The 12705-nt window shown below is 35.6% G+C and carries 9 protein-coding genes; 2 read left to right on the forward strand and 7 right to left on the reverse strand.

Annotation, left to right across the window (positions count from 1 at the left end; all coding sequences use genetic code 11):
• Window positions 1-200: 200 nt before the first annotated feature.
• From IGJ49_RS08700 to arcA, 5 genes are all read right to left on the reverse strand, one after another.
• Window positions 201-2234, reverse strand: a complete 2034-nt coding sequence (locus IGJ49_RS08700) for an EndoU domain-containing protein (protein ID WP_438723135.1) — start codon at window positions 2232-2234, stop codon at window positions 201-203.
• A gap of 356 nt (window positions 2235-2590) precedes the next feature.
• Window positions 2591-4282 (reverse strand): arginine--tRNA ligase, encoded by a 1692-nt coding sequence (argS, locus tag IGJ49_RS08705; RefSeq protein WP_010735177.1) that lies wholly within the window; start codon window positions 4280-4282, stop codon window positions 2591-2593.
• 459 nt (window positions 4283-4741) lie between these two features.
• Complete coding sequence (gene arcC, locus IGJ49_RS08710; RefSeq protein ID WP_438723138.1) at window positions 4742-5695, reverse strand: carbamate kinase; 954 nt, start codon at window positions 5693-5695, stop codon at window positions 4742-4744.
• 113 nt (window positions 5696-5808) lie between these two features.
• Window positions 5809-6828 (reverse strand): ornithine carbamoyltransferase, encoded by a 1020-nt coding sequence (gene argF / locus IGJ49_RS08715; RefSeq protein WP_438723140.1) that lies wholly within the window; start codon window positions 6826-6828, stop codon window positions 5809-5811.
• Between the two features lie 105 nt (window positions 6829-6933).
• Complete coding sequence (gene arcA / locus IGJ49_RS08720; protein ID WP_062805084.1) at window positions 6934-8163, reverse strand: arginine deiminase; 1230 nt, start codon at window positions 8161-8163, stop codon at window positions 6934-6936.
• Between the two features lie 459 nt (window positions 8164-8622).
• Here arcA and IGJ49_RS08725 point away from each other — a divergent pair, with 459 nt between their 5' ends.
• A complete protein-coding gene (locus IGJ49_RS08725) occupies window positions 8623-9324 on the forward strand; it encodes a Crp/Fnr family transcriptional regulator (protein WP_023519859.1) in 702 nt (233 codons plus the stop codon).
• A 504-nt stretch (window positions 9325-9828) separates the two neighbouring features.
• Complete coding sequence (locus IGJ49_RS08730; RefSeq protein ID WP_438723142.1) at window positions 9829-9945, forward strand: transposase; 117 nt, start codon at window positions 9829-9831, stop codon at window positions 9943-9945.
• A gap of 230 nt (window positions 9946-10175) precedes the next feature.
• On the opposite strand, the gene IGJ49_RS08735 is transcribed toward IGJ49_RS08730, so the two are convergent.
• Together IGJ49_RS08735 and IGJ49_RS08740 are read right to left on the reverse strand one after the other, a co-directional pair.
• Window positions 10176-11600 carry a lipopolysaccharide biosynthesis protein gene (locus tag IGJ49_RS08735; protein WP_438723144.1) on the reverse strand — a complete coding sequence of 475 codons (1425 nt, stop codon included), beginning with the start codon at window positions 11598-11600 and terminating at the stop codon, window positions 10176-10178.
• Complete coding sequence (locus tag IGJ49_RS08740; RefSeq protein WP_438723146.1) at window positions 11575-12702, reverse strand: polysaccharide pyruvyl transferase family protein; 1128 nt, start codon at window positions 12700-12702, stop codon at window positions 11575-11577. Before IGJ49_RS08740 ends, IGJ49_RS08735 begins: the two co-directional genes overlap by 26 nt.
• Between the last annotated feature and the right edge of the window lie 3 nt (window positions 12703-12705).

Raw genomic sequence — 12705 nt, forward strand, 5'->3', positions numbered from 1 at the left:
ATTTGCTAAAAACCCTCTAGATTAAGCTTTCTATAATAACCTTAATATTTTATATAGTAGGTACCATAAATACACAAAAAAATTATTAAAGTGTGAACAGTTCTAAAATATCTGAAAAAGACTAATAACTCAATTTTTTTTAGAGTTATTAGTCTTTATTATTTTGTTGTAAATTATAAATATTTTCTAATCTCTTAACTCTAATTTATAAATGGGTACGCTGTCACAACGTTTACCTTTCCATTTGCTTTTACATTCACATGTATTTTTATTTCAAAATTACCACTGCTTTCCTTTTCAATATAATCTTGTGGACCTGGAACATTTGTGACATTTTTCTCTACAATCCTTTCAACCTCACTAGTAATTTTTTCTGCATCCCAATTATCTGGAAAAACGGTAGATCCTGCTCTCTTGAAATCTTTCCCATAACTCACATCGGATTTAAAAGGTTTTCCTTCCACCACCGTTCCTGTCGGTTTATAAACTACCCCACTTTCCGGATTATAAAAATCAGGATGGCGCGAATGAGCACCTGATATAGTCAATTTTCCATCTTTCCCCGGTCTTACCTCTCCCGCCACATGGCGCAAGGCTTTACGGTTATAGTATTCGGTGGTTGGTAACTTCTCTACCAAGGCTTCATTTGGACACCCTTTGGTGATTAGAGCCTTTTCCGCTTCCAATACGCGAGCGGCTTCGGCTTCTTCGACTTCAATCGCTGCTAGGATAACTTCTTCGGATTCAACTGCTTGTAAGACAGAAATCATTTCAGACCATGGTAAGCACATGGCGATGAGCAAGATATCCACTGGTTCGAGCTTCAATTGGGACTGCTTGATGACCCAGTCGGTATTTTCGTAATTTGGTAAGTGCTTCAATACACTACCACCGACTTCAGAAATCGCTGCAATGGTGGTGTCATCTAAACTCTTTGGCAAAGAATTCGTGCGTTCTTCATCAAACAAGCCATCGGCTAACGCATAGTAGTTGCAATAGACACCGAAAAAGCTTTGCACTTTGCGGATCGTATAGATGATTTCTTGGTTAAAGCCGATGTCGATTTGGTCTAAGGGAACAATTTCTTGCGTTCCCCGATACACAAACTCACCTTCCCGATCAATGACAACTTCTTTGTCATTGGCTTTCGCTGCGATCCGGAATAGATTGGTCTGAAACGTATCAGGCAATTGATCAATCAGCGCATCCCGCTCATCGATCATCTGACGGGTGATTTCTTTTCCGATGTCATTGACGGAATCGACATCTGTTGGGACTACTGCTCCAAATTGGACCGAAGAATATTCTTTGACCAGTTCCAAGGCTTGTTCAGGTGTGGCGATTTCTGCTAAAAATGTGTCGAAATCCGTTTCTAAAGGAATCGTGATGCCCCGAATATCATATTGCGTGTATAGTTCTTGGCGATGATCATAGGCGGTATAGCTCATGGTCACATTGACATAGGGTGTTCCTGGACCATTATATGGAGAAAAATTGATTTGTTTCAGGGCGCCGATCCGTGGAGGTAATTTTTCATTTCCCGGTAAGTATTCATTCAGCGAAGTATCTGGATAAACTAATAGACTTTGATCATTCGTGTCTTTAGGAACGAACAATCCGCTCATACCGTCTGTGCCAGTTCGCATCTCATATCCAGATAGTTCTGGTGTTGTTTGTATGTATTCAAGGAACTGGTTTTGGACCGTAATCCAGCTAGCCAACTCGATTTTGGTGGTCGGATAAATCTCAACGGGGTCTTCTGGGGCATCAATGGCATCACCGAGCAAGCTGATCGACTGCCTTAGGATACTTGTCGAAGTCAAACGGTACAATTGGCTGACAGCTGTCTCTTTGGTTGATTCTTTTAAGTAGGGTCGGGTAAATTCAGCAAAGGCGGTAGCTTGGATGATCGGTGCAATTTTTGAACGAGCAAACCGAGTACTGAGGGGTAACGTACTTGGCCCTTCCATCACGTCTAAATAATCCGCTAGAACTAAATTATCAAATACGTTATGTTCGGCAGTCAGGGTATCCGTAAATCCTCGGAGTTTTGCCCATTCGTTCCATGTTTTTTCATCCTTTGCTGGCGAAGTGCCACTTAAATCAATCGCAACAGCCGGACGCGAGGTCGCTTCTTTGAAGGATCGATCACTCGCAAAGGCTAAGAGTGTCGGTTGGAAAACCGACGACAACAACATTACAACCATCAACAACGAGAACCATTTCTTTTTCATTTTTCCACTCCTTTTCTTTTTTATTGACACCGAGAGTATATCCCAAGAAAAGAAAGCGCTTAATAAAAAGTGAAAATTCTCATGAAACGACTTTTTCTAAAATAAGAAAAGGAAATTCAATTATTTATTCATAAAAATTTTTGTATGTACAATTCAACATAAAACAACTATAAGAATGTATGCCGTACCAAAAATACGTCAAAAAAGCCGGGATTTTTTCAAATCCCGACTTGGCTCGTTTCTAAAAGAAACCCTTCTAGATAAAAATCAATTCAATTGTAAAATATGCCATGGATTATTGACTGGAACATAACATTTAGATTTCTCTTCAGAAAATCTTTAAACAATGAAACTTTTTACATTTTATCTGGTGCATGTAATCCTAATAGACGTAAGTCTTCTTTTAGTAAAACAGTGACAGCATAAACTAACGCTAAGCGCGCATCTTTTTGGTCATCATCCGCTAAGATTTTTGTATGTGCATAGTACTTATTGAACGCTTGTGCCAATTTGATCGCATGTTTTGCAATGATCGATGGCTCATATTTTTCACCAGCTTGAAGCACTGTTTCAGGATATTTCTGTACAAGCTTCACGACTTCCCAACTATTTTCGTCATTCAACGCATAAGCTTGATCTTTAGAAGGAACAAAACCTGCTTTGTCTAATAAACTCATCGCCCGAGCATGAGTATATTGGACATAAGGACCTGTTTCTCCTTCAAAACGAACCACTTCTTCTAAATTGAAGTCAAACGTATTCAAACGGTCATTTTTTAAATCGTGGAAAATAACAGCACCCACACCGACTTGTTTTGCGATGACATCTTTGTTTTCCAAATCAGGATTCTTTTCACTGATTTGTTGTTTCGCTGAGTCGATTGCTTCATTCAATACTTCTTCTAGTAAAACGATCTTTCCTTTACGTGTCGATAGTTTTTTACCACCTTGTGTGATCAAACCAAACGGGATATGGTGCATATCATCTGCCCAGTCAAAACCTAGTTCTTTCAAGACAGCTTTCAATTGTTTAAAGTGATAACTTTGTTCATTACCAACTACGTATAGTGATTGACTAAAATCATACGTACGTTTACGGTATAGTGCAGCTGCCAAATCACGCGTAATATAAAGTGTCGCACCATCTGATTTTTTGATCAAGGCAGGATTTAGATCATAAGCAGATAAGTCAACGATTTCTGCACCTTTGTCTTCTTGTAAGAGATGTTTTTCTTCTAGTAATTCGACGATTTCATCCATCTTGTCATTATAGAAAGCTTCCCCGTTCAATGAATCAAAACGAACTTCTAACAAGTCATAGATCTTGTTGAATTCTTTCATTGATTCGTCACGGAACCATTGCCATAACTCCATCGCTTCTTCGTCGCCTTCTTCTAGACGCTTGAACCAAGAACGAGCTTCATCATTCAATTCAGGTTGTGTTTCAGCTTCTTCGTGGAATTGGACATATAGACGCAATAATTCATTGATTGGTTCAGCTTTTACAGATTCAGCAGATCCCCATTTTTTGTAGGCAACGATCAGTTTTCCAAATTGTGTACCCCAGTCTCCTAAATGGTTGATACGTACTGGTTGATAACCTAATTTTTCCATAATAAAGCCAATTGAGTTTCCGATTACTGTCGAACGTAAGTGACCCATTGAAATTGGTTTTGCAATGTTTGGTGAAGACATATCGATTGGCACGCTTCCTTGGTTACCGATCGTGCTATCCCCATAGTGTTCTTTTTCTTTTACTACTGTAGCTAACACTTGCTTACTGATGATCTCTTTGTTCATAAAGAAGTTCAAGTATGGTCCGACGACTTCGATTTTTTCAAAATTTGTTGCATCGATTTTCTCAGCAAGATCCGCTGCGATCTGTTGTGGTGCTTTGCGGAAGATTTTTGCTAAAGAGAACGTTGGAAATGCGACATCTCCATGGTCCGCTGATTTTGGATTTTCAAGTAATTGTGCGACTTGCTCCAACGTCAAGTCATCTTGTACGACTTCATATAGTGCTTTTGCAACAACATCTTTGTTATTCATTTATTTTCCTCCTACATATTGTTTGCTGTAAAACAAAAAAATCTCTAGCAAATCCATATTTCCTATGAATTTACTAGAGACGAGAATTCCCGCGGTACCACTCCAATTGTCCTAAAAAAGGACCTGCTCGATCTGATATCGGTAGACGACCGTCTGTCAAAGACAGAGTTCTCCAAGTGCGCTTCATTGGGATTTGTCCGTCCGGCTTCCACTCTACCCAGACTCGCTTTGAACGAAATGACACCAATTACTCTCTTGTTCAGCAAACGTTGCTCTTATTTAACTTGATTTGAATTATAGCAGATATCCAATCTCCTGGCTAGAGTTTTCTTCATAAATAAACGGTGTTCGAAAAGCTGACCTTCAACAATAAGCTAAAATGTCCAGGAGGTCTAAAGGAGATTAAAAACCAACTGGACATTTTATACACATGGTCATGGTAAAACGATAAAAAGTTTCTTACGCTTCATCAGCAACAATGATTGTTCCTTCTTCTGAAGCTAATAGATTTTCAATATTTTCTAAGGAAGTAATAATTGCTTTCCCAGTAGGACGAGCCTCAACAAAGGCAATCGCTGCTTCCACTTTTGGCAACATGCTTCCTGGAGCAAATTGGTTTTCAGCAATATACTGTTTCACTTCTGAAACACCAACTGTTTCTAATTTCTTTTGATCTGGTTTTTGATAATTTACGTAGACATTATCGACACCCGTCAACACGATCAATAGATCTGCACCAATGATCTCTGCTAATTTTTCAGAAGCAAAATCTTTATCGATAACAGCTTCTTTTCCTTCAAGACCTGTTGCAGTTTCCACTACTGGAATACCGCCACCACCTACAGAAATGGTGATTACGCCTTGTTCCACTAATGTTTGGATGACTCGAGCTTCTTTGATTGAGATTGGTTTTGGAGAAGCAACGACCTTACGCCAACCACGTCCTGCATCTTCTTTGAATGTTACAGAAGAGTCTGCTTTCATCTGATCATTCGCTTCTTCTTCTGTATAAAACGGTCCAACTGGTTTGCTTGGATTTTTGAACGATGGATCATTTTCATCAACGATGACTTGTGTCACTAACGAAACGACATCTTTATCGATTCCTTTTTCCTTCAACACTTCGCCCATCGCATTTTGCAACCAATAGCCAATTGAACCTTCCGTCATCGCCACACATGTATCTAATGGCATTGCCGGTGTTTTTTCTGAATCAGCCGCTTGTTGTTGGATCAATAAATTCCCAACTTGAGGACCATTACCATGTGAGATGATCAATTCATCTCCTTGTTCAATAAATTTCACTAAGTATTTTGCTGTTTCCATCAATGCGTCTTGTTGCGCTTTTGCACTTGCATCTGTTGATAAAATCGCGTTTCCGCCTAATGCAACAACCACTTTTCTGTTTGCCATGTCTATCTCCCTTTCTTTCAGAACATTCTGAATTTTACCGATGACAAAACAAGCCAGCGTTCTTTCTGAACGATCCTCACGCTGACTCGTTTTGATTATTTACTTGTTAGTTGTTACACACGAGGAATGAATAAGTTTCCTAGTGTTGCTGCCATGATTGCTTTGATTGAGTGCATACGGTTTTCTGCTTGCTCAAATTGACGTGCATATTTACTGCGGAATACTTCGTCTGTTACTTCCATTTCAGTGATGCCGAAGCGTTCTTTCATTTGTTCACCGTAAACTGTCTTCGTATCATGGAATGCTGGTAAGCAGTGTAAGAAGATCAAACGATCTGTATTGTTTGTTTTTTCGATCATATCCATATTGATTTGGTAAGGTTTCAATAATTTGATACGTTCTTCAAATTTATCTTCTTCACCCATTGATACCCAAACGTCTGAGTAAAGAACGTCTGCTCCGTCTACCCCTTTAGCAACATCGTCAGTGATCATTAATTGTGCACCTGATTTCGCTGCAAACTCTTCAGCCATTTTCATGATTTCTTCTTCAGGTTGTAATTCTTTTGGTGCAACGATACGCATATTTGTTCCTAAGATCGCACCTGTTACTAACAATGAGTTCGCCATGTTGTTACGTCCATCGCCACAATAAGCAACTGTGATGCCTTCCACTTTACCGAAGTTTTCTTGGATCGTTAAGAAGTCAGCGATCATTTGAGTTGGGTGCCATTCATCAGTTAAACCATTCCATACAGGTACGCCTGAGAATTCAGCTAATTCTTCCACCATTTTTTGGCTGAAACCACGGAACTCGATTCCGTCAAACATACTACCTAATACTTTGGCAGTATCTTCTGTAGATTCTTTTTTACCTAATTGGATGTCATTTGCACCTAAATACTCTGGATGCGCACCAAGATCGATTGCTGCCGTTGTAAATGCTGCACGTGTACGTGTTGATGTTTTTTCAAATAGTAATGCAATGTTTTTTCCTTCTAAGTAATGATGTGGGATGCCACGTTTTTTCAAATCTTTCAAGTGTTGAGAAAAGTCGATCAAATATTGTAACTCTTCCTTTGTAAAATCTTTTTCTGCTAATAAACTTCTTCCTTGAAATACTGATTCTTTCATATGAACATTCTCCTTTAAAATTGTATTCTATTTGATAGTACATAAAGCACTTGGTATTAAGAGGAAATCTGATGGCAGCTGACAGTGACTGCCATCAGGAATAAACTATTTTAAATCTTCACGAACTAATGGTTGGCTCATGCAACGAGGGCCACCACGACCGCGTGACAATTCACTTGAAGTGATTTCCAATACTTTGATGCCGTAGCTTCTCAATAATTCGTTTGATACATAGTTACGATTGTAAGTAACTACCACCCCTGGAGCAATCGCTAATGTGTTTGAGCCATCATTCCATTGTTCACGAGGTGCAACAATCGCATCGCCATTACCTGTTGGGATCAATACAAGATCATCTAACCCTAAAACTGATTTCAATGACTCTTGTAAATCATCTGAATGAGAAATTTTGATATCATCGCCAGCTTGTTCAATTGTAAAGACGTCCATTTTTCCTTCTTTACTTTGGATCGCTGGATGGATTGTGAATTTATCATGGTCAACCATAGTAAATACTGTATCTAAATGCATCATGGCACGATTATTCGGGATCTTGATTGCCAAGACTTTTTCAAATCCTGCATTTTTCGCAAATAAGTGACGTGCTAAACGCTCAATCGCTTTTGCATTTGTTCTTTGTGAGATACCCACAGCGACAACTGTGTCACTAAGGATCAATTCATCCCCACCTTCGATATGATCTGGATTTTCGCGATCCAACCATACGTCAACCCCTTTATTTGCAAAACGTGGGTGGTGGTTCAAAATGTATTCTGTGAACATTGACTCACGACGACGTGCTTCAAATGCCATTTTATTGATTGTCATCCCATTCCCCATTGATGCGGAAGGGTCCCTTGTAAAGTATAGGTTTGGCATTGGATCCATGTAGAAAGGATAGTCGTCATCAGATGATAAATCGTATAAACTACGTGATTTCACATCGATATCTTTTGTACGGACACCCGCCATGATCTTATCTACCATATCTTGAGTTTCCATTGATAGAAGGAACTCATGAAGACCATCTCTAACAGCATTAGATGCAATAAAAGATTCATCTAACATTTTATTTAAAAATTCCTCTTTGACATTACCTGCATCGATTGCTTCAGCCGCTAATTTTTCTAAATATAATGTTTCAGCGCCTTCACTTTGGAGCACTTGTGCAAATTCATCATGCTCAGCTTGTGCAATCGGTAGATACGGAATGTCGTCGAACAACAAACGATCCATAATATCAGGCGTTAGATTTTCCACTTCTTGACCAGGTCGTTTTAATAATACTGTCTTTAACTTTCCTATCTCAGAGAAAACGTGAATCGGTTTATCCATGTTGTGTTGCCTCCTTCGTTTTGATTACATACTTAGAATAAACTGCTTTTGTAATCACTTTCATGCTTTTCTCGCATTTAAAAAGAGAAGAATCTCTCATTATTAAAGCTTAATTAAATAATTACACATTTTTGCATCTTTTATTAATAATTTCTCTTTTTTTTATACTGAAAACTCTCTCAAAAAAATTTTTATTCATCAAAAAAATTTTTTTGTATATTTTTAAATCCCATTTGAATTAAGGTTGTTAGCGTTTACTTTATGTATATTATTTGTTTTTTATACACTTTTATGATCACTCATCAAATTATATTCATCTGTTTTGTATAAATCCTACATAATAACAAACGCAATTAATATTTTACAAAATATAGCTTTTCTCGGAATGTATTATGGCTTTACAAAAGAAATAAAAGAAGTCACAATAGAAGGAGAGAATTATAGGAAGCAGGGATGTTCATGCGTGTAAATAAAATCGATTATCATTTTTCTAAACTCAGATATCAACCTGATTTTGAACACTTTACTGATGAGGAATTTGAAGAAATCAAAGAGCAGACTGTCCTACGTTCATATAAGAAAGGACAAGTGCTTTTTGATGAAGGAGATGAGCGGCAACGTTTCTATGTCTTAACAGAAGGATTGATCCGTTTAGAGCGTTATGACGAAAGTGCTACTTATTACTACTATGATTATGTCACAGCAAATAATCTCTTTCCAATGTCTGGTATTTTTGAAGAAGAACCTTATACGTATACAGCACAAGCCATGACAGATATCGAGACTTTTTATTTTCCTGTAGCTTGTTATGAAAAAATTGTCAAAAACAACCCCAATCAGTTGATTTACATGATCCAGAAGTTAGGAAAAGTCGTTCAGATGCACGAACTACGCATTCAAATCGGCTTGACCTCCAGTGCATTTGACCGAGTGAAACAAAACTTATTTGTTTTAAAAGAAGAATTAGGAATCCCTACAGAAGACGGTCATATATCGATACCCTATCCGATCACGTTGAAAGAACTAGCAGTCAATAGTGGTACCACTCGTGAAACCGCCGGACAGGTGATCAAACAGCTGAAAGACTCCGGCTTGGTGAATTATGACAAGAAGCGGTTCACGTTTTGTAAGGAGGCAGTGACACCGGGATGGCGGGAATAAATATATAAGAATTATATCATTAATGTTTAGTGTTGGCGGGAAACAATTTTGTTTTCTACTGACACTATTTTTATGAAGAAAATAAAAAGAGAGATATACAAATTGATAGAATTAAGTCGTTGAAAACAAATTACGTTAATAAAAAATAGCTTTGAATATCATGCTAAAAAATACTCAATCTAACAAAGAATATATTAACTTTTAAAAAAGCTCTTTTCGAAAAGAATAAAGAAGCGATTATATGGGTTATAATTCAAGGATGTTTAGATTACAAACCTTCAAACTCCACCAGCCATCACAGAGCTTTTTTATATTATCTGAACCCAAGTCAGTGGGCATAAAATCATTTATGCATTCAAACCATGGATACTTATAGAAAGATGATATCCTTAAGCGCAAGCGGTTCAACTGTTACTGGAAGTTATTTGTGTAGGATTCTTATATTATTCGGCTCACATCTCAATTTTGCTGTAATTATCGCTTCAAATTGTTGGTGACTCAAAAATGTCTTCCATCCCCCATAGTAAAAAGGCAATAGAAGGGGCACACAATAAAATCAAAATAACTAAACGTGTAGCTTATGATTACCGTAATTTTCTCCGTTTTTGTGATCGTATATAAATGATTCAAGGCTTAGTTTTCCAAGATCAACCAGAACGAAAAAGAATCGACCCTAGCTGGTTGCTAATATGATCGACTCTCTGTATAATTCTTTTATTTTAACTCACTAGCTTTATTTGCTGAATGGCATTAATAATTTATTTGAATTTAGGCTAAAAAATATAATAAAATTACGATTTATTCCCCTTATTTTTTCTGATTTATTTGCTATAAAACTTTTTTTATAAATTTTATCTTCTATTTTTTTTTATTAAATTAAAATAATAGTATATCTTGTTACGACTTATAAAAAGAAGTAAGAAAAATAATAGAAGCTGAAGTGAAAACATAGTTATATTATTAGATATATATAAAGCAATCCATTGGAACATATAGATAACATTTGCGAATAAGAAAAATTTCCGATCGATTTTTATAGAAATAAATTTTCTTGTATCCTTTAATCGGTATAAATAGATAACAACAAAACCAATTAAAGAACTTATTCCTGCTCCAACACCTCCATAGGTCGGTATAAGAAAATAGCTCACTAAAATACTTATTATTCCACCTGCTATACTAGAATAAAATATACCACTAGTTTTTTTTGCAGCTGTGTAAGTTGTTCCTATAAAACCTGCAAAACTTGAATATACTGCTGCAAGGACTAGCGGAGGAACAAACGTCCAACTTCTAAAATACGATGATTCTATAAAAATTAACATAATTGGTTTTAAAACAATTAGTAACGCACTGCTAGAAATCATCATCAACATAGAATATACGGTAAAAGTTTTACTAAAAAATGTCTCTCTATCTTTTGATTTATACTCTTCTACAGACGATAATTGCCAAGCTTGAGAAAAAATAGCAGCCAACATTGTAATCAAAGCTGGAAGCTTACTGGCAACTGCATATAATCCATTCTCGCTTGTGCCATTAAAATACAGAATAAAATATCTTGTTGAACTATTGACTACCCACCACATCACCATATTAGGAATTAAGGGAATAGAGTAGCGTAACATTTCTTTTAAATGTAAGCTTGTAACACTTTTAAACTCTATATAATTTATTATTCTCATTTTTATAGATAAAAAAACGATTGAGAAAAGGTTTGCTATTATAATTGAGTAAAAGTAACCATCAATACCTAATTTTAAAATAACTAAAAATACAATATTAAAAAGAACAGTTATCAACGTGAATAGAATGCCATTAATTGAGTAAGTTAATACCTCACCCCTTGCACGCGTAAATTGCGATATTAAAGACTGACACTGCTGAAGAACAAGAATTATAAGTAAATATTTAAACATACGTATATCTACATTGGGTATTAATTGAATTATAATTGGATAAAAAATACCTGCTATAACTGAAAGTACAAAGGTCAAAAGTAAGCCACTACTTAGTGTATTTTTCAAATTATTTGTATCGTCTATTGAAAATCGTAATATTGCTTCCGTAATTGATAGAAAAAATATTGGTAATACTAAGTTTGTCGTTGTTATAACTAGATCGATTTTCCCATAATCCGCAGAAGAAAGCACGTAAGTATACAATGGGACCAAAAGTATTGAGATAAACTTACTTCCAAAATTACCAATAGCAAATGTAAGTGAATTTCTAACTAACTTTGTATATCTATTAATTATTTTCAGCTCCTTTACCAAAACTCAAATTGGCTTCCATGTTAGACAAAATCTTTTTTTTATTTCTATTTAAGGTTGATAAATCCTCCGAATCAAATTTTAAATCTTGCAGTGCTTCTAATACACTTCTAACTTCATCTTTTTCAAAATTAAATACTAGTTCTTTGTGATGTATAGATTCAAAAAAAAAGTCTAGTTTCTTATCCCAAGCTAATGCTATTGATGGTATCTGTAGAGAATAAGCAATTATATGACTATGCAATCTAAACGAAATTATTTTATCAAATTGTGAAATAGTGTGGACCAATTCTTCAGGCGTTTGAGGACGTTTATCTATTTTAGAAATAGGTAACTCTAATTTTTTGATCAAGTTTTTAGCATATTGATAGTCACTATCTGAACCATTTACAAAAAATTTCCAATTTTTCTCTCTAAATTCCAATTCAGTGACTATCTGTTTCCAAAAATTGTCTAAAAGATGTTCCTTTTCTTTAAAATACATTATTCCCAATCCAATACAATCACTTTTTGATTTTTCAATTCCATACATTTCACTAGCAAATATCGCATTGTCTGGAACAAAAATTGCATTTTTTTCTGTAAGGTTATTAATTTTATTCAAATGATCTCTTACAGAAATTCTTTTTACAGAACTATTTAAAATATTTTTACTTATTTCCTTTTGAATAAATCTAAAATTTGATTCTTTGTATCCTAATGCGTTATAAATGACGGGGATATTTTTAGATTGACATTCATCAATAATTCGATTGATTTGGATGGTGAAATGTTCCATCAATAATTGTCCACCTGCAAAAATAACAAGGTCATAATCCTCAAAATTTACTAAATAATTAATTGAGGCGTTGCGATGGTTTAGAATGATTTTTTTTCTTATATTCTTTGGTACAATAGTTAATATTTTTGATTTAAAACTTATTTTTCCTAATTCAATATCATCCGCAAAAATAAATTTGTTTTTCCCTGAGATATCCATGATGTGTACTTCTTCAATATCAAAATCATATTTGAAGTATTTATTTATTAGTTTTTGTACAGTCTCACAAATGACTCCATCACCCAAATTTGTTGAATAATATTCTCCTACTACTAAAATTTTCACATA

Source organism: Enterococcus sp. AZ171 (assembly GCF_051714005.1).
Classification (GTDB): Bacteria; Bacillota; Bacilli; order Lactobacillales; family Enterococcaceae; genus Enterococcus_B; species Enterococcus_B pernyi.